We start from the raw sequence: 23,004 nt of genomic DNA on the forward strand, positions 1-23,004 counted from the left end.
AAAAAGCCCCGCAGAAGCGGGGCTTTTTTTGGTTCAATAAACGGCCTGTGCTTACAGGTTCTTAACCGCGCCGGGGCTCAAGGTGCCGTTCGCGATGCCTTTGAGCTCCTGCTCACGCTGCTTCACTTTGCCGTAAATGGCTTTCAGCTGCGGGGTTTTCAGGCTGGCCAAAGCGGCGGAGCTGTCGATTTTGTTGTCGATGATGCTTTGCAGCGAGGCAATGAACAGCGAGTGTACGTCTTCGGCGGTCAGGATGTGGCCCATGGGCATGGTCTCCTGGGCGATAATCCAGCCGAGGCGGGAAGCAGCCAAGCGCTGCGTCGGGGTGCCGTGGTGGCCGGCCGACGTGAAGCTGCAGTCGCCGATGTTGAAGAACAGCTCAAAGAATTCAGCCGCGCTTTTCCAGTTGTAGGTGGCGCCGCGCTTGTGGGTGAGGTAGTAGCTGGCAAACACGTCGGCTTCCAGCTCCGTCTTGCGGGTTTGCTCGGGAGTATCCACCCGCGGGCCGTACCAGGCGGTGTAGTTGTTGAATTGCACCTGGTGGCCCCATTCGTGGGCCAGGATGCCGCCGAAAGCCACTTTGGGCTCGACGTGGCCGTCATGGCCTGCAGGATGCCGTCGCCAATCACAATCAGGTTGCCGATGACTTTGCCGGTGGCGGTGCTGCCGCCCGTGGTGGCAAAGCCGTCGAACGACAGCAAGGGCGTCGTCTTGAAGACGGTGCTGGGAGTTACCACGTTCGCAATCAGAAAGTCGGCGTTTGCGTAGGCCACGGCCGTGGTGCGGCCCACCAGCTCGATGTAGGCAGTGGCAATGGCGTCGCGGTTTTGCAGGTTGGCAGTGTGCTGGCCGTGCAGGTCCACCTCGTTGGGCATGTTCCAGAACGACTCCAGGTCGCGCTTGTACTTGGTGGCCACTTGGGTCAATTCGCCGTTCACGCCGAAGTAAGGCGTCGAAGTATCAACGTAGCTGTAGTATTGGTTGAGGGTGGCCAAGGTGCTGTACCACTGGCGCTCCAACGCGCCAAATGGCTGCACGTAGGAACTTACCACCCCGTCCAATGCCGTGGGGGAGCAGGCGCTGGGCAGCACGGCGTTGCTGCTGTAGCCGTTCAGAACGGCTTGGGTGTAGGCCTCGAAGGAGCAGTCGAGCGTCACGCCCTTCAGCAGTCCCGAGTTTACTTGCACGTCGCTGCTGGTCGCGGTGGCGTTGCTGGATGCAACCGCTGTCAGGGCATCTTTGGGCTGAAGTGTGGCGTCATTTTTCTCACAGGACGAGAGGAAAAATCCCATGCCGCTGCACAGCAGTGCAAGTGTAATAGATTGTAATTTCATAGATGAGGTAGTATGGTTAGGGTTGCTGAAAGGTAAACCCACTTCGACAAACGCACCTGCTGCGACGCATAGAAAAGTCTAATTAGAAATCTTGTATATCCATAAATGCAATTGTTTTTCAGTAATCTCGAAAAACACGTCCGGTTTAAGTGCAAAATGCCGCACTCTCCTTATGGACGGTGGTGGGTTCCAAAGCGCAGATTATTTGACTGTTGTGCTTGCTTGAGCTCGGCAATTGCACTTGCCCGCTGGCGGCCCTCACACGTTGCGGCTGACTTGCACCACTACCTTGATTGGCGCAGCAAAACCAGCCCATTTTAGGGTTTCGTAAGGCCCTGCAATTGCCAAAATTTTGTTAGGCCCTAAGGCGGTTGAGCCAGGCCTTTCGAGGGAAGTAAGCCGCGAAACGGAGCCTTACCAGCTTAGTTTCCAGGAGGCTCCCGTGAACGGACCGGAGGAGTAAGGCGAAAACCGGCCCTGACGGTACCAGCGCTGCGGCTTGGGCGGGGGCGCCAAGCCGGTGCCCGGCGAGCTCAGCGGAGCTTCCACGCGGGTGCGGCCGTTGCGAACCGCAATTTTGGCAAACGCGTAGCCCAGCGCGATGCCGATGGGGTAGTCGGAAGCCCAGTGTACGCCGTTGTTGAGCATGGAGTAGCCCAGCAGGCCCATCAGCGAGTAGCCCAAGGGGCGAATGAAGCGGTGTTCGGGGTAGTTGTCGGCGATGACCGTGACCGTGGCCATGGCCGTGGCCAAGTGGCCGGTGGGGAAGGCGTCGTAGTTCGGGACGAAGCTTTGGTAGCGGCTGTAGGACGGGAACAGGTGCCACTCGCCGCGCTCTTTGGTGGCCACGAAGGGGCTCTGCCGGCCGGTGATGCGCTTGAGTGCTTGCACCACCAGGCCGGTGCTCAATATGGCCTCGCCGAGCTGGCTGGAGGTTTGCAGGGCGCGGTTGTCTTTCCGGAGGCCGCCGTACATCCAGAAGCCGGAAGCAATGCTCAAGTGGGTCCAGCCGTCACCGAGGTAATAGAACGTGCTGTTGAGGTTGTCGGGCACGTTGAACTCAAGCGGCAGGTTGGTGCTGCCCACCCGAAACGGAATGTTGACCAGGGTTTTTTGGGTGCTCTTGGCCTTGAGCCCCAGCACCCGGCCAAAGTCCTGGGCACCTTCCAGCAGGACTTGGTCGGCGACCCACAAGACCACCGAACTTGCCACCAAGCCGCTCAGCGTGCTCACGTTTTCCTTGCGAAACGCGTAGCCCGGAAACTGACCGAAATCGCGCGGAATGTGCAGCAGCCACCGAAAGGGCTTGGGCTTGTCGTAGTGCCAGGCCACGCCGGGGGCCACGGTGTACTCCGAAATGCGGCCCTGGGCATTGCGGGCGTGCGGCACGGTATCGGCGGGAAAAGGCTGGCGCTTGGGAGCCACGGCCTTCACCGAATCCTTGGCGGCCACCACGGCCGTGTCGGCCACTACCCGCGCCGAGGCTGCTACGGCCGTGTCTGGCCGAGCGGCATGGGGCCGCAGGGCAGTAGCAAAGCTGGCGGTACCAAGAAGCAGATTGGCTAACAGCGCGACCGATAATAGTGTGGCGCGGCAACGACAACGAGATTTCACGAAACGTGTAACACTAAAAATAGCAGGGCCGCCAGCGCGCGAGACGAAAGCGAAGAAGCATACTAAACGAATAATTGGCTGGCCGAAACGGCGGAGCAACCCGCAAAGGTAACACCGGCGTTGCGCCGGGGTAATGTTGAGGCAGGGCCGCAAGTGCTGACGAATGACCACTCCATTTGTTGTAGCCCTAGCGTACCTTTCTGCAAACCGCGGCCTTGCTGGTCGGCTCGCCTTTCCTATTCCATATGCAACCTGCTGTTTCCGGGCCCGCGGTCGATTCTGCGGCGGGCGCTCCGTCGGTCACCAACCCGTTTCAGGCGCAGTTTGCTGCCTTGCGGCAGCACGCGCCGGCGCTGCGGGCCGAAGGCGTGGCGGCTCGCCGCGCACGCCTGCAAAAGCTCCAAAACTGGCTGCACGCCAACCGCACGGCCATTCAGGACGCGCTGTACGCCGACTTCCGCAAGCCGGCCACGGAAACCGACCTGACCGAAATCTGGACCTCATTGGTGGAGCTGAAACACACCATCAAGCACCTCAAGCAGTGGATGGCGCCGCGCCGGGTGGGCACGTCGCTGGCGCTGTTTGGCACCCGGTCGTGGGTGCAAATAGAGCCCAAGGGCGTGGTGCTCATCATTTCGCCTTGGAACTACCCGTTTTACCTGGCCGTGGGGCCGCTGATTTCGGCCATTGCGGCCGGCAACGCCGTGGTCATCAAACCCGCCGAGCAAACGCCAGCCACCTCCGCGCTGCTGCAGCGCCTGTGCGAGGAGCTGTTTCGGCCCGAAGAAGTGCTGCTGCTGCAAGGCGACAAAGAGGTAGCCACTGACCTGCTCAAGCTGCCCTGGGACCACATTTTCTTCACCGGCAGCCCCGAAGTGGGCAAGATTGTGATGCGCGCCGCCGCCCAGCACCTCAGCGGCCTCACCCTGGAGCTGGGTGGCAAGAACCCAGCCGTGGTGGACGCCACCGCCGACCTGCGCGACGCCGCCGAGAAGATTGTGTGGGGAAAATTCCTCAACAACGGCCAGACCTGCGTGGCGCCCGACTACCTGCTGGTGCAGGAGAGCGTGCAACCCGCTTTGCTGCGCGAGCTCACCGCCGCTATTCAGCGCGCCTACAACCCCGATGGGGCCGGCATTCAACAGTCGGAATCTCTGGCCCGCATCGTGAACCAGCACCATTTTGCCCGCCTCGCCGGCTTGCTCGAAGATGCCCAGACCCGCGGCGCCACGGTGGCCGCCGGAGGCACCCTCGACGCGGCCCAGAACTACATCGAGCCCACCATTCTGACCGACGTGCCGGTCGGCGCCCGCATATTGGAGGAGGAAATATTTGGCCCGCTGCTGCCGGTGCTCACCTTCAAAACGCTGCGCGAAACCACGGACTACATCAATGCCCGCCTCAAGCCGCTGGCGCAGTACATTTTTTCCACCGACGCGGCCAACCGCCGCTATTTGCTGGAAAACAGCTCGGCCGGTGGCGCGGGCATCAACGAGACGGTGCTGCACTTTGCCCACCCCGAGCTGCCCACCGGTGGCGTGGGCAACAGCGGCCTCGGCAAAGCGCACGGCCACGCGGGCTTCCTGGCGTTCAGCAACGAAAAAGGCGTGATGCGCCAGCGCGTGGGCTTCACGGGCATCAAGGCCATGTACCCGCCCTACACGCCCAAGGTGCGCAAGCTGGTGGCGCTGCTGGTGAAGTACCTGTAAGAAGAAAGATGACGGGGCTTAGTGCTGCTTGGCTCGCAAAAGCTGGTAGGCCAACGGTGCTGTCACGAAGATAAACAACCCAAACAACGCCTGCAGGAACAGGTCCACCCAAACCATGCCGGGGACCGGCGGCCCAAAATAGCCGGCCAGATACACATGGGTGTTGACGCAGATGTCGGCAACCATTATGGCCAGCGCCAACCGAATGCCCAGCGTTGGCCGCCACCACAACAGCACGACCGTCAGCGGGTCGAGTAAGGTTAACACGTTCCAGAACACACCAATGACCAACGGAACCGGGTGCGCCAGCAAGCCGCGCTCCAACAAGTCGGCGCTATGTGTGTAAGTGCCCACCAGAAAGCCGATGGAATACACTGCAAAAATCATTTTTACTGCTCTCGGGTAGGCAGAAACGGGCAGGTTGCTCATGTAGCGGCCGGGAAGGCAAGGGAAGCCGGACCATCAAAGTAAAGCATTTGGTGGGGCCGATGAGTCGCTACGAAGGGCTCTGGCACCCGGAAGGCGAATTCGTGCGCCGTTATTAACTGACCCGTAAACGGTCCTAGGCCGGCGGGCTTCTGCCAGGCAAAGCGCTGGCGTGGCCCGTGACGGGCCACTGCGCACGAATGCAAGATTCGTTCCCGGCCCGGTTGTCTACCCGGCCGTGGCGTTGGGCTGCGGGCGCTGCCAGTAGCCGGCGTCCATCACCAGCGTAACGAGGAGGGCATGGGGCAGGGTGACCACCGAGGCCACCACCAGCGCCAGGCTAAACCACGCCGCCGGATTGGGCAGCCGCCCGGCCAGCAGGTAGCCCAGCCCCAGCAGCGCGGCGCAGCTAACCAGCAGCAGCGGCGCGGCGCGGCGTAGGAAAAAAGCCAACTGCGGCAGCAGGGCGGGCCGGGCGCGGGGAGCGGTGTAGCCCAGCCAGTGGTTCATGCGCAGCACGTGCTGCAGGCTGTGCCAAAACACAAAATAGACGCCCACCGACAGCCGCGGCGGCACCGCCACGAACAGGGCCGCCAGCACCGCCACTTCCACCAGCTCGGTGGTGAGCCACGCCCAGCGGCGGTGGCGGGCGTAGAGCGCCCACAGCGCCAGGTGCCCGCCGCCCACCAGCAGGCCCAGGCCCGCCACGCCCCCCGCAAAAGCCGCCGCACCCAGCGTAGGCGCGCCGGCAAACGTGAGCAGGCCGTTCACGACGTCGGCGGTTTCGGCGGGCCAGCGCCAGGCGGGCACGGCAAACAGGAACAGTCCCCGCAACAGGCTGTGGCCCAGCCACCACGTCCGGGGCACCTGTGTAGCGGCGGGCGCGTCGGCCGAGCCCCAGTGCCACACCGTGAGCACAAAAAAGAGCCCAACGGTGGCGGCCGGCCATTGCCACCACAGCACGCCCACTAAAGCTGCCAGGCCCAGGTACCCGGCCAGAAAACGCAGCCAGTACCGCCACCCGCCCGCGCTGGGCGCGCCAGCGGGCACCACCCATTGGTCGCAGGCGCCATGGGCCACGCCCAGCACCACCATGCCCACGGCCAGCGGCACCCCCAGCAGCAGCCCCGCGGCGGCGGGAAAGGCCACGCCCACGCCCGTGAGCGCGAGCACGGCCGCGTAGGAGTAACGGCGGCGCAACCAGTCGGCGGGAGCAACAGGAAAGGGCATGGCGGGAAATAAGAGAGCCGGGAGAAAGGAAAAACAGGCTGAACCGCACGGCCGGGGCAGTGAAATTCAGCCTGTTATGGAGCAGGTTCGGCGGGCTAACACGGCCCGGCGGTAGCCGCTACACCACCGACGCGTAGGAGGGCGGCGCAACCTTCACGGCCGACTCGCTGCGGGCAATGCCGTAAACGACCAGACCAAAACCGATTTTGTTGATGGCGTCGGCGATGTTGTAGAGCAGGTCGAGGGCCTGTGGGCGCAGGATGTTGGCTCCGTCGGGCCCGAGCCAGCCGCCGGGCATGGCCATGTAGCCAATGGGGTAAATGGCCCAGCCCACCAGCACGAACCACGCCAGCGCGCGCACGCCCTTGCGCACGGCCACCGACTCGGTGGCGGCGGCCAGCTGCGCCACTTCGCCGTACCAGGCGCTGTACAAAATGTAGACGTAGCCCAGCGTGGACAGCGAACCCCACAGCACCGAGTGGCGCATCGAGCCGTCGGTGAACGCCTCGCCGATGTAGCCGAACACGAGCATGACCACGGCCGCCAGTATCAGCTTGTAGAGCAGGCTGGTTTTGGCCCCCGCCGCCCGCACCAGCAGGTAAAATTCGACCACCATCAGCGGCACGGTCAACGTCCAGTCGATGTAGCGCAGGGCCACGGGCGTTTCCTTCGTGGTGATGTAATAGTCGCGCATGTAGTAGTAATGCACGGCCGCAATGCCGGTAATCATCCCAGAAATGAGCAGGGACGTTTTCCATTTATCGCTCACCGTACTGCGCTCAAACAAGAAGAACACGGCTGCGGCCGCCATGGCCATATACCCCGTGAAAAAGGTGAACGCAATCGGGTCGTCAACCGGAATTTTCATGATGTCCAGCAAAACGTTTTGCATGTGAAAAAGAGTTAAAGTGAACGGATGGGTAATGTGATAGATAAAATACATTTAAAGATTTTTTGTTTAATATATTTGCTCAATAACATAAACAAAAATTTGCACAGGGCCGATTCCAGCCAGTGGAAGCAGGAATCGTTTGCGGACCCGCAAAAAATAAATTGGAAAAACCTGAATGCCAGTATTACTGACAGCACACAGCGGGGCCTAATCAGTCCGCAGAAAAGAGGCCGGGCTTCGCATTGGGCGCACCGCCATTCGCTGCAATTCCCGCGAAGAAGCTGTTTTAGTTAACTCAAACAGCTTCCAGGCGTTGGGTGACGAGGCAGCGGCTGGTCTTCACGGGTTCTTGGGCCATGTGCCCGCCCTGCTCGCCTGTGGCGCGCAACTTTGGCTCTTTGCTGCTGAAGGGCTTACAAGCACAGACCCCAGCCGGCAAACGGGAGGTTACCTTCGCCAGCCATTCGGCATGAAAGGCATGAGAAAGGCGAGCAGACTGGCTGGGGCTGGGTGGGCCATGCTGGCGGCGCTGCTCACGGCGTGCGAGGGTGGAGTGGAGGTGACGTTTGCACAACCCTTCCCGGCGCAGGCAGCAGACATGGCTGCTTTTCCGGCCCGGCACCGCGCCGTGTACACCGCCCCCGATTCGAGCAGGTCGTTGTGCGTTGGCCGCACCGCGGTGTGGCGGCAGGAACTGCAAAGCATCACGCTGGACCGGCGGCAACTCGATTCGCTGCCACGCCGCCTCACCCAAGACAGCACGTACCAGGACGAGAAAGGCCGACTTCACTACGTACGGCTAGTAACCCAAGATTCTGTTCGGGACAGTTGGCTGCTCCAGGACACGATTTTCACCCTTGCGGGCCCCAATGCGGGCAAGTTGCGCCGCTTTCAGGGCCGCTACTACCTTAATGTTCCCAAGGCAGGCGACGACAGCTGGCTGGTGCAGAGGCTAGAAATTGAAGGCCATCGCCTGAGCTGGCAAACCCTGGGGCAAGACACGGTGCGCCTGCTGGCCTCGGAGGCGGCCCCCATCCGTTACCACCGCGCCAAGGGAATTTCTCATTTTCGGCTGGCCCCTTCCACCCCGCAGCAGACGCGCCGGGTGGGCCGCTACGCCGGCCTGTGGCAAACGGTGGAAAACTACCAACGCCGCCACTAAAGAGCGGCGGCAATGCCGTGCGGGCTACTTCTGCCGCTGCTGCATTTGGGCTGCAATGCGCTGCTGCGTGGCTTTGGTTTGCAGCTGGCTGAATTTGGCGGGGCCGACTACGGTACGCAGTTCCCGTTGCGAGTCGGTGTTGATGCGCTTGAGCTCGGCCAGCAGCTGGGGCGATTTGGGGGCGTACTTCTCTTTGGCGGCGTTCGACTCGGCCAGGGTACCGTTGAGGATGCTGCGGACGCGGATGGTTTGGTCGGGGGTGAGCTGGAGCTCCGTGCCCATGACATCGGCCAGGTCGCGGGCGGCGGTGGGCGGCGCGGGCGAGTCGGTGGTGCGAACGGTTTCGACCACCGGGGTTTTTTTGCGTTGGAAAACGGAACAGCTGGTGGTGGCCAGCAGCAAGGTGGTGGCAACTAGTAATTGATGCCGAAAAGCAGAATAACGAAGCATAGCTAGATGGCTCCGGATGGTAGCCTGCGCTAGCATACGCAAATCAGCCCCCCTGTGGCTATGGACGCGCCGAAACGGCTGGAGCCCGAAGCAGTTGGCGGTCAATCTTGTTGCGCCGGTTACGAAACTTAGCCGGGGTACCGGACGGAAACAAACTGTCGGCCCGGGCATCGATGATTCCTTCGATGCGGAAGTACTCGTCTTGCAAGGCCGCGCCGCGCAGGCGTTGGCGCGCGGCGGCCCGCAGGGCTTGGCGCTGCACCACCAAGGCCCGCAACCGGTCGCGTCGTTCCGGCCCGAGGTCACGCAAAAATCCTCGGGTGGAAGACAAGCCGCAGTTGCCAAAAAGCAGCACGGCCAGCAAGGGCAGCAGCAACAGCTGCGGCCAGCTCACGCGCTGGTTCGCTGGAGTTTCCATGGTGCAAAATACACCGCCCGCGCTCAGCGCCGAAACATCCGCAACGGAGCAGCGACGGGGCGCGCGGCTGAGGGCAGGCGAAGAAATTGGCTTTGATGGCGCCACGGCGGCTCAGCGTGTGTCGATGGACACACGGATGGGCGGAATCAGCGGGCGATTGTCGGGCGAGAGCAGCTGTCGCGTCATCTTGCGGCGGCGGGCGTATTTCGCTCGTTCCCGGGCGTAATGCTCGCTTGGGTAAGGGTACTCTTCGTATTTGGCGAGCGGGGCAGGGTGGAAAAAGCTGTCAATGCGAGCCGCGTGGAGCGAGTCGAGGCGGCGGTAGGCAACCCAGCGCGCCGGACCGCGCAGTTGTTGCCGGGCGACCGTCCGATGGGCCCGTTGCTGCGCGATGATGGCGCCAAACCGCTCGTGGCGTTTGACTTCCATGCTGGTTACCACCGCGCGCACGCCGCCCCCGCCGCAATTGCCAAATAGCAGCACCGCCCCCAAAGGCAGCAGCAGGAGCAGCGGCCGGCCGGGGCGCTTAGAAAAGGCTTTTCCCATCGTGCAAAGTACACCGCCAAGCCTCAGCGCCGAAACACGGTGAGAATGGGCAGCCCCGCCACCTTGATTTCGTGAACGGGCGTGCCGTAGGAGGCCTCGTAGGGCGTGGGATGCCAGCGGTACATGCCAAAAAAGTATCGTGCCTGGTGATGGGGCACCAAGCGAAGGCGGTTGCGGTCAGCCCCGGAGAGTAGGAGGGAATTGTTGTGCAAAAAGTACCGGTAATACAGCGTGTCGCTGAGGGTCACCGTGGCCCGGCGGTCGTGCGCCAGCACCCATGCCAGGCCTTGCCGGGCCGAGATGCCCCAGTAGTCGCGCTCAAACAGCCGGGCCGCGGTTGGGCCCGGCAAGAAGCTGAAATAGGCGTTTTGGTGCGGGTGGTCGTTGACTTGACGAAACGCCGTGTGCGCCACGCCCAGGGCCAGCAGCCCCGCCGCGGCCCAGCCCAGTCGTCGGGGTGCTGAAGCGGGGGCCGCCGCTTGCCAGGCCCGTACCCCCGCCCACAGGCCCCGCACCGCCACCAGCACAAACGCCGGATAGACGAAGTAGACGTGCCGCCAGCCATCGTACACCACCGACCCAATGAGGACAATGACCACCAGCGGCCCCACGCACCACACCCCAAATAGCAAATCGCGCCGGTTCACGGTGCGCCCCAGAAACGCCCGCGGCTGCCGGAAAAACGCCCGCAGCACCGTGCCCGCGCCGCCAAAAAACAGCAAGGAGTACACCACCGGCGTGGTCACCAGCAGCCACACCGAGAGGTAGTGCCACGGCAGGCGCTGGCAGGACTCGAACTGTCCCAGATAGAACACCTTCAGGGTTTGGCGGTAGCGCCGGTAGCTGCCGAAGCACTCCCACAGCCGCTGCACGGGCGCCTCCCACAAGTACGGCCAGAACAGCACCACCAGTGGCCCCGTGGCCGCCACATACACCGCCACCGTGCGGGCCAGCACCCGCCGGCGCGCCGGCCGGGCCCACATTTCCAACGCCCCAAACCCCACCGTGAGAATGGGCAACAACACGCCCATGATGCGCACGTCCGAAGCCAGGGCCGTGACCAGCGCGTGCACCATGGCGCGCCCGGCGGTGGGCCGCTGCAGCAGCCGTGTGAGCGTGAGCCCGCCCAGCGCGAACAGGTTCATGAACACCAGGTCTTTGTAGTTGTAGAAAGCCTCGGCGAAGATGCGCGGCGACAAAACCAGCATGGCGGCGCCCACCAAGCCCCAGCGCCAGCTGCCAAACCGCTCCCGCCCCAGCCGGTACACCGCCCACGTGCCCAGCAGGAACGTGCTGAACGTGAGAAAATGCCGCAGCCAGTACGCCGCCTGAATGTCGTGGCGAGCGAAGGCGGCTTCCATCACGGCCAGCGGCAGCTGGAAGGCCACGCCGTGGTCGGCGTCGCGGTAGGTGCGCAGCTCGGGCAAGTGGGCCAGGTGGCCGGCTTCGAGCACTTGCGGGGCCAGCCGCTGGGCCACGTAGCGCAAACTGATGTAGCCGGCTTCGCGCTCAGCCGGCTCGTCCCAGGCCATGCCGTAGTCGCGGGTGAGCAGCAGCCCCAGCAGCAGCAAGCCGCCAAAAAACAGCGAGGTGACTGCCCGGCGGGATTGTAGCAGATTAAAAGCGCGCATAAGGCCCATTGGTCACCGCCCAAAGGTAGTTGAGCGTCAGCGCAAGCCCTTTCCGAACCGTTCCTACCCAATACCGCCACGCTTCCCCACCAAGCACGCGGCCAGAGCCAGCCCCAGCGCAGCAATGCTAGCCACAGTCCGCACCGAATGCCAGCCGTTCCAGGGCCCGGCGAAAGCGGCGCGGGCTGCCGCAGCCTGGGCCGTCGTGGCGGCGGAGACGGAAAATGCGGCCAGTTGGTCATTGAGCGGGACGTTTGCCCCGACTGTGACGCCGAGGCTGCCGACCCAAAAAGTGCCAGTTGCCGCCGCCAGCAGCCAAAACCGGCGGCCGTCCACCCGGCGGTGCAGCCCGGCGGCCAGCGGCAGTAGCAGCGGCGCCCCAAAAAAGCCCAGCGCAAACAGCGGATTAACAATGGCCACGTTGATGCGCTGCATTGCCTCGATGTAGGGGCGGTCAGCCAGCCGGGCAAAGGCTGGGTTGATGGCTACCTCGAAGCCGTAGTATAACCCGGCTACTAGGCCCGTGGTGCCGGTGGCTAGTGCCAGAATCAGGTTTTTGCCTTGCATAAAACAGAACGAGGCGCGTTAGTAAGATAGGCTGGCCGCTTGGCGCAGGTAGGTGGCCTCGTGCAGTTGGCGCAGCATGAAATCGGCCACGTCGGCCCGGGCTATTTTCATGCGCAGGCCTTTGGCCGTGGCCGGAAAACCGTGCTGGTACTGGCCCGTGCGAGGGCCGTCGGTTAGGGTGGCGGGGCGGGCAATGGTCCACTGCACCGGGCTTTGGCGGATGTACTGCTCCTGGATTTCGGAGTCGGCGAAAGCGTGCCGCAGAAACAGCGGCACCAGCACGTATTTGTAAAGGGCGGGCAGCGCGGCTTTGCTGTCGCCCATGCCCAGCGTGGTCAGGCAGATGAAGCGGGGCACGCCGGCTTCCGTCATGGCCCGCAAAATGTGGCGGGTGCCGTCGGAGCGCAAAGCATCTTTTTGGGGTGCGGGTGCGCCCAGGGCCGACAGCACGGCCTCGTGGCCCGGCATGGCTTGCTGCACGGCCGCGTAGTCCAGCACGTCGCCTTGCGCCAGGCGCAGGTTGGCGTGGGAGATGGCTAGTTTGGCCGGCTGACGCACGAAGGCCGTGACGGTGTGGCCCTGCGCCAAGGCCTGGGTGACGAGTTGGCGGCCGGTACCGCCGGTGGCGCCGAAAATGAGGAGGTTCATAGGAGTGGTTGTTTTTTCTACAAATCACCCCTTGCTGCACTCTAATAAATAGAACAAAACCGTCAGCCCTTCCGGTGCGGCTCGGTGAGGTTTTGCATCACTTCCCGCGCCTGGTGCAGGTACTGGCGTGGCGAGAGGCCGGCAAACTCCCGGAAGCCCCGAATGTGGTGCGACTGGTCGGCGTAGTCGTGCTCAAAAGCCAGGTCGGAAAGCTTGTCGTAGCTCGCCGCCCGCAGCTCATGCAACGTGGCCTGAAACCGGCAAATGCGAGCAAATAGTTTGGGCGAAATGCCCACCTGCTCCTGAAAACGACGCTGCAAGCTGCGTTCTGACAATTGCGTTTCCTCCTGCAGTTCCCGCAGCGACACGCGGCCCTGTGTGGCCTGCAGCCGGGCCAAAGCGTGCTGCACTCCGGGCACCGCGGGCCGCGAAGTGGCCGCCACCCGCGCCAGCAGGTATGCCGACAGCTGCTCCAGCTGCTGCGGCAGAGTAGCATCGGGGTTCAAGTGGTGAGTGAGGGCGCGTGCGGGGTTATCCAGCAAGCCGATGTCCAGGCAGGAGTCGGTCAATTCATCGGCGCGCAGGTCGAAGAGGGCCGGGGCGGCGCTTGGGTGCAGGCAGGCGCCCACCATCCGAAACGGTCCGCCGATGTGCATGGTGCTGGCCTGCGTGGCTTGGCCGTGGAGCAGCACCGTGGGCCAGGTTTTGCCGGCGTGGTCCCGAATGCCGCCCGTTGCCTGCTGCCATATCAGGCCCGGGCAGCCGTCGGCGATGGTGGAAAACGACCGGGGCACTGGCTCCGCGCTTTCTAGGGTCCAGAAATGCTGCACGTAAGGCTGAAGCGGCGCGGGCGGGGCAATTTGCTGGAAGTGCATCACTAACTAAAGAAGTGGTCGGTGAAAATTGCTCAGCCCAAGCCGCAAGAGATGGCAAGCCGGAGGCTCACTGGTATCTGGCTGCCGCGTCACGGCTGGTTGCGCCTACGCTCATCGAAAATAAGCATTGGCGAGGAAAGTGGTAGCCTCACCGGTCCCGAAGAGGCTCACATCCTATGGCATTCAACCTATGCCGTCATGGCTTCGACGGCCCGGCCCACCTTCATGCCCTGTGCGGTAAAATGGGCCAGCGCCATGATGGTGAGCATGGGGTTGACGCCGCTGCATGCCGGGAAGGCCGAGCCGTCGGCCACGAACAGATTCTTGACTTCCACGGTTTCGCCGTTGTTTTTGAGCGGGTGGGTGGCGGGGTCGCCGCCCATGCGACAGGTGCTCATTTGGTGGGCGCTGTAGAGGCCAAAGTGGTTGGGCTTCCAGCTCAGGTGGGGCAGCTTGTCGAGTACTTCCGGGTTTTGAAGCGTGCCGCCCTGGGCGTGCAGCGTGGGCAAGGTGCCATGGGGCAAATACACCGATTGGGCCCCCGCAGCCACGTGAATTTGCGCGGCGGCCCGCACGCCTTCCAGCATGTTGCTGCGGTCGAAGTCTGAGAGCGTGTAATCAATTAAGGGCGCCCCGTTTTTGTCGATGGTCACGCGGCCTCCGTCGCGGTCGCGGGTGAGGACGATGAAGGAGCCCAGGTGGCTGGCGTCGCGCAGCAGCTCGTGGTGCTGCTTGCCCGAGAGCCAGGGCAGCACCATGCTCAGCAGGCCGGGGTGGGTGGGCGGCGTTTCGAGCTTAGCGCCGAAGTTGGTGCCGTGCAGCATGGTGTAGGTGTCGTTTACCACGCTCATGCTGGGACCGTGCCAGGAGTTCATGGGGTGCGGGTAGCGGGCGCCCACCACTACGGTGGGATGCAGGTGCAGGTGGCGGCCCAGGTGCGGGTGCTTCAGGCCGGAGCGCAGCAGCAGGGCGGGCGTCTGGATGGCGCCGCCGGCCACCACCACGCGCTTGGCCCGCACGATGATGTTGACGCGGTGGCCGTCCTCGGTGGTGTGCACGGCTTCAGCGCCGGTGACGCGGCCGTTGGCGATGGTCACGCGGTCAACTTTAGTGTCGGCCAGAATGCGGGCGCCGTGCTCAAAAGCGGTGAGCAAATACGTGTTCAGCGTGCCTTGCTTGATGCCGTGGGCGTCGCCCAGCGTGGTGTAGCCCAGGCTGCGGAAGTGACTGTCCGAATCGGTGAGGCCTTTTTCGTTGCGCGGAATCAGCTTCACTTCCTGGCCCAGCTTGGTCGAGCCGTCCCAGAGGGCCTGGTTTTGGCCGTTGTGGCGCGTGTGGTTGGTGTTCACGCCGATGGTGCGGGCCACGGCGTTGAGGCTTTCCTTGAATGCGAGGGTGGTGAACTGCGGCGCGTCGTGCTCCCGGGCCCACTCTTGCAGCACGTAGTCGGGGGTGCGGAACGAGCCGGCCCAGTTCACGGTGGTGCCACCGCCCAAACAAGAACCGGCCAGAATGCCAATGCTGCCGTCCTGCGTGCAGAGCGTGCCTTTGGCGTCGTAGAGCTTGCCCAGCATGTCCACTTCGCGCTGGGTGAAGTCGCAGCCGTGGCAGTAGGGGCCTTTTTCAAGCACCAGCACGTCGTGCCCGGCCTGGGCCAGCTCGCCGGCCACCACGCCGCCGCCCGCGCCGCTGCCAATTACCAGCACGTCGCACTCGTACACCGTGTCGCGGGTGGGTTGCAGGGTATGGATGGGCTTGGGCGTGTCCACGGGCTTTTCGTCGGGCCCAGGGTAGCCGAGGCGGCCCCAGGCGGCGGGCACTTCGGCCATGCTGCCGCCGTAGTAGAGCAGCGTGCACAGCTTGCGCAGCGCCTGGAAGCCTTTGCGGAGCTGCGGCACGTTGGAGGCGGCCCAGCTTTGGAGCAGCTGCTCGCGTTGCGCGGCCTCGAGCTTGCGGAAGGGCTTCAGCGGCCCAAACCAGGTGAGGCCCAGCAGTGGCTTCTCCAGCAAGTCCAGCAGCTGCCCAAACTCAGCCTGTGCGCCCTGCGGCTGCTCCTGAATGGCGGCTTCCAGCTTTTCCAGGTTCACGCCCGCCGAGCCGGGAGGGCTGCCGTCGGGCAGGGCGGGAATGATAGTGTCGGCTAAGGCTTGAAGGACAGCAGAACGAGCGGGGGTAAGCGAGAACATGGCGCGGGAATTTTGGGTGGTAAAAGGTAAGGAATTTTCCGCAAAGTGTTAGGCGTGCCGAGTAGTTTAGGGTAAGTAAGCGCGTATGTCGTTCGTCATGCAGAGCGCGGCGAAGCCTCTGGCGTGCGCAGTCTCGCAGGACCTCACCCCCTGCCCCTTTCCCCAGGAGAGGGGAGCCACGGCGGCGCAGCCGTAGCGCGGACTTTTAGTCCGCGTCTTGATTGGGATGACCGCGGGCCACTCGCGGACTAAAAGTCCGCGCTACAGCTCGTCAGGCCTTCTCTCCGCGGGGGAGGGGTCGGGGGGGAGGTCCCGCGGGAGTAAAATGCCACGTTGCCCGCTACATCCTCATTTGCTCCGACCTTTGCCCGCTCGCAATACCCGCTGCTTATGCCACGCCTCATCCAAACGCCCGAAACCACGTACCGCGTCCACTTCCAGGACTGCGACATGCTGGGCCACCTCAACAACGCCCGCTACCTCGATTATTTCCTCAACGCCCGCGAAGACCACACTTCCGAGCACTACGCCCTGAACATGGGTGAGCTGGCCCGTGAGCAAAACGCGGCCTGGGTCATCACCAAGCACCACATCAGCTACCTCAAGCCGGCCCGGCAGGGCGCCAAAGTGCGCATTCTCAGTCAGCTTATTCACTTCGACAACTCCAACTTGGTGCTGGAAATGCAGATGCGCAGCGAAGACGGCAGCCGCCTGCTGGCCCTGCTGTGGTCGGAAATGACCTACGTGACCATGCCCGCCGGCACCCGCACCGACCACGCCAACGCCATGATGGACCTGCTCGATGAGGTCGACGTAGACACCATCGACTACGACCCCGACGGGTTTGACGAGCGGGTGAAGCAGGTGCGCCGCGAGCTGAAAAACCAGCGCCGCAACGCCGGGGCAGACGAATGACGAATAAGAAAAGCCGATACCAGTCATTGCGAGCGCAGCACGGCAATCCGTCCTGTTCTCAGCGACTAGTCCCCACGATGTGAAAAGCCCCGGCACTGCGCAGTGCCGGGGCTTTTTTATGAGTTTGTCACGACTTTGGGGCTGGTCGCACAGAGAGGACGGATTGCCGCGCTGCGCTCGCAATGACGGGTGGGCGCTACCGCTGGGCCCAGGTGTTGTCGTTGGGCGTCGCGTCCATGAAGATGCCGCCTTGCAGCGTGACCGATTTAGCGGCTTTGGGCAGGGTGATGGTGGCTTGGCGCTGGTTGGCCTGCCACACGGCGGGCGACTGGTGCAGGGTGGCTTTGGTGCCGTCGGTGTATTCCACGGCCACGTCGAAGGGCACGGCGAAGCCGCCGATGTTCTGGACGGTGACGGTGGTGCCCGTCACGGGGGCCACGGCCAGGTCGATGTAGTGGTTGGTGAAAAACCAGTTGTTGAAAAACCAGGTTAGGTCCTGGCCGGCGGTGTTGCTGAAGGAGTTGAAGTAGTCCCACGGAATGGGGTGCTTGCCGTGCCAACGGTCCATGAAGGCGTGCAAGCACTGCTTGAACAGGTTGTCGCCGAGCATGTCCTTCAGCGCGAAGTAGCTGAGCGAGGGCTTGCCGTAGGCGTTATTGCCGTAGCCGGCGCGCAACTCATAGCTGGGCGTGATGATGGGCAGGTCCTGAGCCGTGGAGGGGTCGTTAATCCAGCGGTTCACCCGGAACTGCTTGTAGAGCTCCTCGGCCGCGGCGCCGCGCTCGCTCCGGCCAATGAGCAACTCAAACGTGGTGGCCCAGCCTTCGTCCATGTAGGCGTAGCGGCTCTCGTTGATGCCCATGTAGAAGGGAAACCAGGTGTGGGCAATTTCATGGTCCTGCACAAACTGGGCGAACACGGGGTCGCGCTGCGGGCTGTCGTTCACCATCATGGGGTATTCCATGTCGGCAAAGCCCTGGAAGGCCGTCATTTTGGGGAAGGGATAGGCAACGCCGGGCCAGTTCTTGGGGTTCGAAAACCAGCCCAGCGCGTACTGGCCGTGTTTGACGGACTCGCGGAAGCCGACGGTGGAGTCGGCGTAGGCGGCTTGCATGCTGGCGCGGCGCTTGGTTTTGGCGTCCACTACCACGCTGGCGGCGTCCCAGACGTAGTGGTCGCTGAGGCCCACGGTTACGTCGGAAATGTCTTTGGCGGTCCAGACCCAGGTGTTCATGGGCTGCTGGGCGGTGATGCTTTTCTTGGCCAGGTCGGCGGCGGTGGCCACCCGAATAACTTTGTCGCTGGTGAGGGACTGCTTGAGGCGCTTGGCGGCGGCTTTCTGCAGGACCTGGTCGGGGTTTTGGAGCGTGCCGGTGGCCCACACAATGAAGTTGGCCGGCGCTTTCACGCGCAGGGTGTAGTCGTTGAAATCGTTGTAAAACTCTTTGCTGTCGACGAAGGGAATCCGGTCCCAGCCGGCGTAGTCGTCGTAGACGGCGATGCGGGGGTAGAAGTAGGCCAGGAAGTAGGAGGTGGGGTCAATCATGCCCTCTCGGCCGCTTTCCACCGAGATGGGGTAGTGCCAGGCAATGGCGAACTTGACCGAGTCGCGCGGGGCCAGCGGCTTGGGCAGGCGCACGCCTTGAATGGTGCCCAGGCCCAGGTTGGGCGGGAGGGGGCGCGTCTGGCCAGCCACGGCCAAGGTGTCGATGACGAGGCCGGTGGTGAGGTAATCGGGCGAGGCGTCGCCGTCGCGCGACACGCCGGGCCGGTGAATGTTCATGATGAGGCGCAGCACCACTTGGCGCAGCGTGTCGGGGCTGTTGTTGAAGTAGGTGATGGTTTCGCGGCCCCGGATGTCGCGGGCGGGCGGCGCGGCGGTCACGGTGATGTCGTAGCGGGCGCGGTTTTGCCAGTATTTGGGGCCGGGCTTGCCGTCGGGCGAGCGGGTGCCTTTGGCGTAGGCCTGCTGGATGTCGCGCGGCATGTAAAGGGCCTGCTGCGCGGCGGCGGGGGCAGTGAGGCCAGTCAGAAGCAATAGGGCAAGGAAAATTCGAATCATAGGAAGCACAGACGGGGAAGGGTTGGGAGGCGTTGCAGCGAGTAGCAGCAAAAGTAAGCCCCGCTCCGGTCCGGTCCGACCGCCCTAGGCGGTCCGACCGGTTCTCGCCTCATCCTCATAAGCCGATTTAGCGGCAACCGGTCGGACCGCCTAGGGCGGTCGGACCGGCCGGGACTTGGGGTAGCGCCCAGCTTCTTCGGGTTGGCGGGCGTAAATTTCGGGCCTTAGCTATTTGATATGACGTTTTTTGATAGGGAAATACTAGGCTTGAAGTGGAAAATACTAGCGCTTAGAGATGAAGTGATGACCGAGCGGCGCGGCCTCGCTACGCTGCTCGTGTGGCTGTGGCTGCTGGCTCCGGCGGCGGCCCAAACCGCCCCGCCGCCCGTGGCCGCCCCGGCCGACTCGACGGCGCTGGACACCGTGGTGCGCGATGATTCCTACCGCCTGGAAGTGGGCTACACCACCCTCAGCGGCATTTCGGGCCAGGTGCGGCAGGTGTTCGACACGCGCGGACTGGCCGAGGAGCTGCCTGATGTGGTGGAAAACCTCAAGGCCATTCAGTTCACCGTGAAGCAGAAGGGCGAGGTGGTCGACATTAAGCAGCTGCAAATGTGCCAGCTGATGCTGGGCACCATTCAGAACCAGCTGGCCGAGTGGCGGGCGGCGCTGGGCGTGGCCAACAAGCAGCTGGCTGCCATGCAAGTGCGCCTCAGGAGCCTGCCCGCGCCACCCGCCCGCGCCCTCAACCCCAACGCCACCGCCCTGGCGCTGGAACGTTCCGACTCGGCGCTGCAGGCCCGGCAGCAGCGCATTGGGGGCTTGCTTGCCAAGCGCTTTATGAAGGTGAAGCAGCTGCAGACCCTGGTAGCGGCCAGCTACATCCAGGGCATGGAGCTGCAGGACGAAGTGGGCGACCAGATGCGGCGCTTTGGGCGCGCCAATGTGAAGGCCAACTACCCGCCGCTGTGGGAGGCGCGCTCCATTCCCACGGCCCCGGCCCACCCCGATGCCGCCAAAGCCGGGAAGTACCGGCGCGAAATCGTCGGCTTTTACTTCGCTAATAACTGGGACAACTGGGCCTACATGGTCTTGATTGGGCTGGGGTTCTACGCCTGGGTCACGGTTAACTACCGCCGGGCGAAGGCCCAGAACCTGGTGATGGAGGAGCCGTTCAGCTACTTGCGGCCGGGGCCGGTGGCGGCCACGCTGGTGGTGATGTTCAGCCTGGCGCCGGCGCTGGAGCTGCACCCGCCGCCCATTTACCTGGCGCTGCTGCAGCTGTTGCTGCTGGTGGCCCTCACGGCGGTGTTTGCGCGGAGCTGGCCGCGGCGGCTGTTTCTGTATTGGCTGGGGCTGGTGGGGTTTTTTGTGTGGCTGAGCCTGACCAACGCCCGGGCCGATAGCGGCTTGTGGGCTCGGTGGGGGCTGCTGGGGCTCAACGCGCTGGCCGTGGGCGTGGGAACTTTCCTGCTGTGGCGCCTGCGCGAGACCCTGGAGAAGCTGCGGTTTCTGGTGCCGGTGGCGGGGCTGTTTGTGGCGCTGAATGGCCTGGCGGTGGTGTGCAACGTGGTGGGGCGGCTGAGCCTGGCGAAGATGTTCAGCACGGCGGCCATTTTTGGGCTGACGCAGGCCATTGGGCTGGCGGTGTTCATTCAGGTGTTCACGGAGGCGTTTCACTTGCAGATGCTGTGCAGCCGGGGCAGCGAAGGCGGCGTGGCCAGCTTCGACTACGCCAAGATTGAGCCGCAGCTGATGCGCCTGCTCACGGTGCTGGCGGGGGCGCTGTGGCTGGTGGTGTTCACGTCGAACCTGAACCTGTACGGGGTCATTTACGGCGTTTTTGAGCATTTTCTGACGGCGCCGCGGGTGCTGGGCAGCACGGAGTTTACCTACGGCAATATTCTGCTGTTCTTCGTGATTCTCTACGTTTCGGCGCAGCTGCAGCGGTACATCGGCTACTTTTTTGGGGAGGTGGGCGACGACGACAGCTCGGACTCGCGGCGGCGCGGGTCGTGGCTGGTGGCGCTGCGGCTGCTGCTGGTGCTGGTGGGCTTTGCGCTGGCCACGGCGGCCACGGGCTTGCCGCTGAGCAAGATTGCCATCGTGTTTGGGGCGCTGAGCGTGGGCATTGGCCTGGGCTTGCAGAGCATTGTGAACAACCTGGTGTCGGGCATTATCCTGATTTTTGAGCGGCCGTTTCACGTGGGCGACTTCATTGAGGTGGCGGGGAAGTCGGGGCGGGTGCAGGACATCGGCATTCGGTCGAGCAAGCTGGTGTCGGCGACGGGCTCCGAAATCATCCTGCCCAACGGCGACCTGCTCTCGCAGCACGTCATCAACTGGACGCGGACGAATGACCACATCCGGGTGGATTTGGCCCTGAAAATGACGGCCGGCAACCCCGAAACCGACTTGCAGGCCGACCTGCAAACGGCCCGCGAGCTGATTCAGGAGGAAATCAGCAGCAGCCCCTACACGCTCCACCTGCACCCGGCCGAGGTGCTGCTCAGCGGCATCAACGGGCAGGTGTACGAGCTGAAGGTGCTGTTCTGGATTACCAACATCCGGCAGGAGCAGCTGACGAAAAGCGAGCTGCTGGCGGGGATTTACCGGCGGTTTCAGGCCAAGGGCTTGCAGCTGGGGTAGGACTTCTTACTAGACCGTCGGGCAGCGCGCCGCATCTTGCATGGAACGTCATGCAGCGTGCAGCGAAGCATCTTGCGTGGAACGTCATGCAGAGCGTAGCGAAGCATCTCGCGTGTGGTAGTAAACCAATCGTCGAAAAGAATTACTGGTGGCACGCGAGATGCTTCGCTGCGCTCTGCATGACGGGCTGATAGTGCAGGGCGGGCTGATAGTGCAGGGCGGGCTGGTGGTGCGTGACGGGCTGGGCTCTGCATGACGGGCTGGTGGTGTGTGACGGGCTGGTGGCGCGGGACGGGCTGGTGGCGCTGTGGGGATGAGGAGGAGTGAGGGGGTGGGCTGGTGTTGGAAATGAGATGTTTCGGGTACCGCCGAGGAACAAAATATGCCGGTTGCGGAACGGAATATGGGCGGCGCGGAGCGGCGTATGCGCCGCGTGGAACGGAATAGGAGCCGGACTGCGGGGGCGAGGGGCGGGCCGAAATGGGCGAGGAGGGAGCGGGAATGGCTTATTGGGGGGCCGGAGGCGAGGTGGAGGGGGCGGAAATGGCGGAAGGGCGGCCTGGGGCGCGGGTGGCCGGGGCGGGAGCGAGCACGGGGGCGGCGGGGGTGAAAGTGGGGGGCTGGGGAGGGCTTGGTTTTGCACTTTTCTTCTATCGGGGAGGTGCCGGGAAGATGTAGGAATATGGATGAGTTTATCGGCCTACATTTGGGCCAACCTAATCACAACAGTCTACCCCTGAACGGTATGAAAACCCTCCCGATGTCGCAGAGCGACCTGGCGCTGCTATTGCCTTTGGCCTGGCAGAACTACCTCGATAACCAGCCCACGTTTGGGGAATACAAGACGAGCTACACGGCGGCCCTGGCGGCGGCGGCCCTGGCGCGGCTGAAGGCGGCGGAGGCGCTGCCCGACGAGGCGGCGCGCGACGCGGCGGCGGAAATGACGCGGGGCGAGCTGGTGGAGCAGGGGCGCGAGTTTCTGGAGGTGTGGCAGCAGCTGGAGGGCTACATTGAGGGGGCGTTTCCGACGCCGACGGGCTACAAGGCGATGCGCGAGGCGGCGGGCTACGGCAGCTACGAGCGGGCGGCGAACCGCGACTGGCCGGCGATGACGGCGCTGGTGAACTCGGCGGTGGGCTTTGTGGCGGCGCAAAAGGCGGAGCTGGAGGGGGCGGGCGAGATGCCCCCGGCGTTTGCGGCGCGGCTGGCGGCGGAAGGGGCCGATGTGCAGCTGCTGATTGGGCGGTTTAACCAGGAGCGGGCGGCGGCGCAGCAGGGCACGGGCGCGCGGGGCACGGCGCTGCTGGATTGCTACGAGGAGTTTGTGAAGATGGGGCGCGACGGGCAGCGCATTTTCCTGCGGCAGCCGGAGGTGGCGCGGCTGTTTCAGACGGAGTACTTGCTGAGCATTGTGCGGGGCGCGGGGCAGGCGGGGGTGCGCGGGACGCTGACGCTGGCCGATGGGGCGCCGGCGGCGGGGGTGACGGTGGAGGTGACGGGGCCGAAACCGGGGGCGACGGTGAGCGACGCGGACGGGCGGTTTGCGCTGGCGGTGTCGGCGGGGGACTACGCGGTGGCGTTTAGCGGGGCCGGGTACGTGCGGCAGGAGCTAGCGGTGACGGTGGAGGCGGGGGTGAAGAAGCGGGTGGATGGGGTGATGGGGAAAAGTATATAAGAGGGCTACCTTTCC

20 protein-coding genes are annotated in these 23,004 nt (G+C 63.8%); 5 read left to right on the plus strand and 15 right to left on the minus strand.

Annotation, left to right across the window (positions count from 1 at the left end; all coding sequences use genetic code 11):
* Positions 1 to 51: 51 nt before the first annotated feature.
* From VF629_RS10185 to VF629_RS10195, 3 genes are all read right to left on the minus strand, one after another.
* Entirely contained in the window at positions 52 to 264 is a 213-nt protein-coding gene (locus VF629_RS10185; protein ID WP_331058373.1) for a hypothetical protein, read from the minus strand.
* On the minus strand, positions 249 to 1,334 hold the full coding sequence (locus VF629_RS10190; protein ID WP_331058374.1) for a hypothetical protein: 1,086 nt from the start codon (positions 1,332 to 1,334) through the stop codon (positions 249 to 251). The genes VF629_RS10185 and VF629_RS10190 overlap by 16 nt, the downstream gene beginning before the upstream one ends.
* Before the next feature lie 414 nt (positions 1,335 to 1,748).
* On the minus strand, positions 1,749 to 2,948 hold the full coding sequence (locus tag VF629_RS10195; RefSeq protein ID WP_331058375.1) for a phosphatase PAP2 family protein: 1,200 nt from the start codon (positions 2,946 to 2,948) through the stop codon (positions 1,749 to 1,751).
* A 245-nt stretch (positions 2,949 to 3,193) separates the two neighbouring features.
* Here VF629_RS10195 and VF629_RS10200 point away from each other — a divergent pair, with 245 nt between their 5' ends.
* Positions 3,194 to 4,657 (plus strand): aldehyde dehydrogenase family protein, encoded by a 1,464-nt coding sequence (locus tag VF629_RS10200; protein ID WP_331058376.1) that lies wholly within the window; start codon positions 3,194 to 3,196, stop codon positions 4,655 to 4,657.
* Positions 4,658 to 4,675: 18 nt separating this feature from the next.
* Here VF629_RS10200 and VF629_RS10205 read toward each other — a convergent pair whose 3' ends face one another.
* From VF629_RS10205 to VF629_RS10215, 3 genes are all read right to left on the minus strand, one after another.
* Positions 4,676 to 5,086, minus strand: coding sequence for a hypothetical protein (locus VF629_RS10205; RefSeq protein ID WP_331058377.1), 411 nt, complete (start codon positions 5,084 to 5,086; stop codon positions 4,676 to 4,678).
* Between the two features lie 225 nt (positions 5,087 to 5,311).
* The gene (locus VF629_RS10210) at positions 5,312 to 6,313 is read right to left on the minus strand and encodes a Brp/Blh family beta-carotene 15,15'-dioxygenase (protein WP_331058378.1); all 1,002 of its coding nucleotides are present in this window, start codon (positions 6,311 to 6,313) and stop codon (positions 5,312 to 5,314) included.
* Between the two features lie 118 nt (positions 6,314 to 6,431).
* Positions 6,432 to 7,205 (minus strand): bacteriorhodopsin, encoded by a 774-nt coding sequence (locus VF629_RS10215; RefSeq protein ID WP_331058379.1) that lies wholly within the window; start codon positions 7,203 to 7,205, stop codon positions 6,432 to 6,434.
* 478 nt (positions 7,206 to 7,683) lie between these two features.
* Here VF629_RS10215 and VF629_RS10220 point away from each other — a divergent pair, with 478 nt between their 5' ends.
* A complete protein-coding gene (locus VF629_RS10220; protein WP_331058380.1) occupies positions 7,684 to 8,367 on the plus strand; it encodes a hypothetical protein in 684 nt (227 codons plus the stop codon).
* Between the two features lie 24 nt (positions 8,368 to 8,391).
* On the opposite strand, the gene VF629_RS10225 is transcribed toward VF629_RS10220, so the two are convergent.
* The 8 genes from VF629_RS10225 to VF629_RS10260 form a co-directional block, all read right to left on the minus strand.
* The gene (locus tag VF629_RS10225) at positions 8,392 to 8,817 is read right to left on the minus strand and encodes a hypothetical protein (RefSeq protein WP_331058381.1); all 426 of its coding nucleotides are present in this window, start codon (positions 8,815 to 8,817) and stop codon (positions 8,392 to 8,394) included.
* Positions 8,818 to 8,875: 58 nt separating this feature from the next.
* A complete protein-coding gene (locus VF629_RS10230) occupies positions 8,876 to 9,235 on the minus strand; it encodes a hypothetical protein (RefSeq protein WP_331058382.1) in 360 nt (119 codons plus the stop codon).
* A 111-nt stretch (positions 9,236 to 9,346) separates the two neighbouring features.
* Positions 9,347 to 9,781 carry a hypothetical protein gene (locus tag VF629_RS10235; RefSeq protein WP_331058383.1) on the minus strand — a complete coding sequence of 145 codons (435 nt, stop codon included), beginning with the start codon at positions 9,779 to 9,781 and terminating at the stop codon, positions 9,347 to 9,349.
* A 23-nt stretch (positions 9,782 to 9,804) separates the two neighbouring features.
* Positions 9,805 to 11,412 (minus strand): hypothetical protein, encoded by a 1,608-nt coding sequence (locus tag VF629_RS10240; protein ID WP_331058384.1) that lies wholly within the window; start codon positions 11,410 to 11,412, stop codon positions 9,805 to 9,807.
* 63 nt (positions 11,413 to 11,475) lie between these two features.
* On the minus strand, positions 11,476 to 11,979 hold the full coding sequence (locus VF629_RS10245; protein WP_331058385.1) for a DUF1772 domain-containing protein: 504 nt from the start codon (positions 11,977 to 11,979) through the stop codon (positions 11,476 to 11,478).
* An 18-nt stretch (positions 11,980 to 11,997) separates the two neighbouring features.
* Positions 11,998 to 12,627 carry an SDR family oxidoreductase gene (locus VF629_RS10250; RefSeq protein ID WP_331058386.1) on the minus strand — a complete coding sequence of 210 codons (630 nt, stop codon included), beginning with the start codon at positions 12,625 to 12,627 and terminating at the stop codon, positions 11,998 to 12,000.
* A 62-nt stretch (positions 12,628 to 12,689) separates the two neighbouring features.
* Positions 12,690 to 13,502 carry a helix-turn-helix domain-containing protein gene (locus tag VF629_RS10255; RefSeq protein ID WP_331058387.1) on the minus strand — a complete coding sequence of 271 codons (813 nt, stop codon included), beginning with the start codon at positions 13,500 to 13,502 and terminating at the stop codon, positions 12,690 to 12,692.
* A gap of 188 nt (positions 13,503 to 13,690) precedes the next feature.
* Positions 13,691 to 15,688: an FAD-dependent oxidoreductase gene (locus VF629_RS10260; RefSeq protein ID WP_331058388.1), complete on the minus strand. Its 1,998-nt coding sequence runs from the start codon at positions 15,686 to 15,688 to the stop codon at positions 13,691 to 13,693.
* A gap of 390 nt (positions 15,689 to 16,078) precedes the next feature.
* Here VF629_RS10260 and VF629_RS10265 point away from each other — a divergent pair, with 390 nt between their 5' ends.
* Entirely contained in the window at positions 16,079 to 16,603 is a 525-nt protein-coding gene (locus VF629_RS10265) for an acyl-CoA thioesterase (protein WP_331058389.1), read from the plus strand.
* A 196-nt stretch (positions 16,604 to 16,799) separates the two neighbouring features.
* Here the strand turns inward: VF629_RS10265 and VF629_RS10270 are convergent, their stop codons facing one another.
* A complete protein-coding gene (locus VF629_RS10270; protein ID WP_331058390.1) occupies positions 16,800 to 18,665 on the minus strand; it encodes a M1 family metallopeptidase in 1,866 nt (621 codons plus the stop codon).
* A gap of 237 nt (positions 18,666 to 18,902) precedes the next feature.
* Between VF629_RS10270 and VF629_RS10275 the strand changes: the two genes are divergently transcribed.
* Together VF629_RS10275 and VF629_RS10280 are read left to right on the plus strand one after the other, a co-directional pair.
* The gene (locus VF629_RS10275) at positions 18,903 to 21,314 is read left to right on the plus strand and encodes a mechanosensitive ion channel domain-containing protein (protein WP_331058391.1); all 2,412 of its coding nucleotides are present in this window, start codon (positions 18,903 to 18,905) and stop codon (positions 21,312 to 21,314) included.
* Between the two features lie 745 nt (positions 21,315 to 22,059).
* A complete protein-coding gene (locus VF629_RS10280) occupies positions 22,060 to 22,989 on the plus strand; it encodes a carboxypeptidase-like regulatory domain-containing protein (RefSeq protein WP_331058392.1) in 930 nt (309 codons plus the stop codon).
* Positions 22,990 to 23,004: the final 15 nt, after the last annotated feature.

This window comes from Hymenobacter sp. (genome assembly GCF_036388155.1).
In the GTDB taxonomy this organism is placed as follows: Bacteria; Bacteroidota; Bacteroidia; order Cytophagales; family Hymenobacteraceae; genus Hymenobacter.

What these genes read in the sequence shown, in the direction of transcription:
- VF629_RS10185 (WP_331058373.1), bottom strand. Translation starts at nt 264, where the DNA reads ATGGGCCACATCCTGACCGCCGAAGACGTACACTCGCTGTTCATTGCC.
- VF629_RS10190 (WP_331058374.1), bottom strand. Translation starts at nt 1,334, where the DNA reads ATGAAATTACAATCTATTACACTTGCACTGCTGTGCAGCGGCATGGGA.
- VF629_RS10200 (WP_331058376.1), top strand. Translation starts at nt 3,194, where the DNA reads ATGCAACCTGCTGTTTCCGGGCCCGCGGTCGATTCTGCGGCGGGCGCT.
- VF629_RS10205 (WP_331058377.1), bottom strand. Translation starts at nt 5,086, where the DNA reads ATGAGCAACCTGCCCGTTTCTGCCTACCCGAGAGCAGTAAAAATGATT.
- VF629_RS10210 (WP_331058378.1), bottom strand. Translation starts at nt 6,313, where the DNA reads ATGCCCTTTCCTGTTGCTCCCGCCGACTGGTTGCGCCGCCGTTACTCC.
- VF629_RS10215 (WP_331058379.1), bottom strand. Translation starts at nt 7,205, where the DNA reads ATGCAAAACGTTTTGCTGGACATCATGAAAATTCCGGTTGACGACCCG.
- VF629_RS10220 (WP_331058380.1), top strand. Translation starts at nt 7,684, where the DNA reads ATGAGAAAGGCGAGCAGACTGGCTGGGGCTGGGTGGGCCATGCTGGCG.
- VF629_RS10225 (WP_331058381.1), bottom strand. Translation starts at nt 8,817, where the DNA reads ATGCTTCGTTATTCTGCTTTTCGGCATCAATTACTAGTTGCCACCACC.
- VF629_RS10230 (WP_331058382.1), bottom strand. Translation starts at nt 9,235, where the DNA reads ATGGAAACTCCAGCGAACCAGCGCGTGAGCTGGCCGCAGCTGTTGCTG.
- VF629_RS10235 (WP_331058383.1), bottom strand. Translation starts at nt 9,781, where the DNA reads ATGGGAAAAGCCTTTTCTAAGCGCCCCGGCCGGCCGCTGCTCCTGCTG.
- VF629_RS10240 (WP_331058384.1), bottom strand. Translation starts at nt 11,412, where the DNA reads ATGCGCGCTTTTAATCTGCTACAATCCCGCCGGGCAGTCACCTCGCTG.
- VF629_RS10245 (WP_331058385.1), bottom strand. Translation starts at nt 11,979, where the DNA reads ATGCAAGGCAAAAACCTGATTCTGGCACTAGCCACCGGCACCACGGGC.
- VF629_RS10250 (WP_331058386.1), bottom strand. Translation starts at nt 12,627, where the DNA reads ATGAACCTCCTCATTTTCGGCGCCACCGGCGGTACCGGCCGCCAACTC.
- VF629_RS10255 (WP_331058387.1), bottom strand. Translation starts at nt 13,502, where the DNA reads ATGCACTTCCAGCAAATTGCCCCGCCCGCGCCGCTTCAGCCTTACGTG.
- VF629_RS10260 (WP_331058388.1), bottom strand. Translation starts at nt 15,688, where the DNA reads ATGTTCTCGCTTACCCCCGCTCGTTCTGCTGTCCTTCAAGCCTTAGCC.
- VF629_RS10265 (WP_331058389.1), top strand. Translation starts at nt 16,079, where the DNA reads ATGCCACGCCTCATCCAAACGCCCGAAACCACGTACCGCGTCCACTTC.
- VF629_RS10270 (WP_331058390.1), bottom strand. Translation starts at nt 18,665, where the DNA reads ATGATTCGAATTTTCCTTGCCCTATTGCTTCTGACTGGCCTCACTGCC.
- VF629_RS10275 (WP_331058391.1), top strand. Translation starts at nt 18,903, where the DNA reads ATGACGTTTTTTGATAGGGAAATACTAGGCTTGAAGTGGAAAATACTA.
- VF629_RS10280 (WP_331058392.1), top strand. Translation starts at nt 22,060, where the DNA reads ATGAAAACCCTCCCGATGTCGCAGAGCGACCTGGCGCTGCTATTGCCT.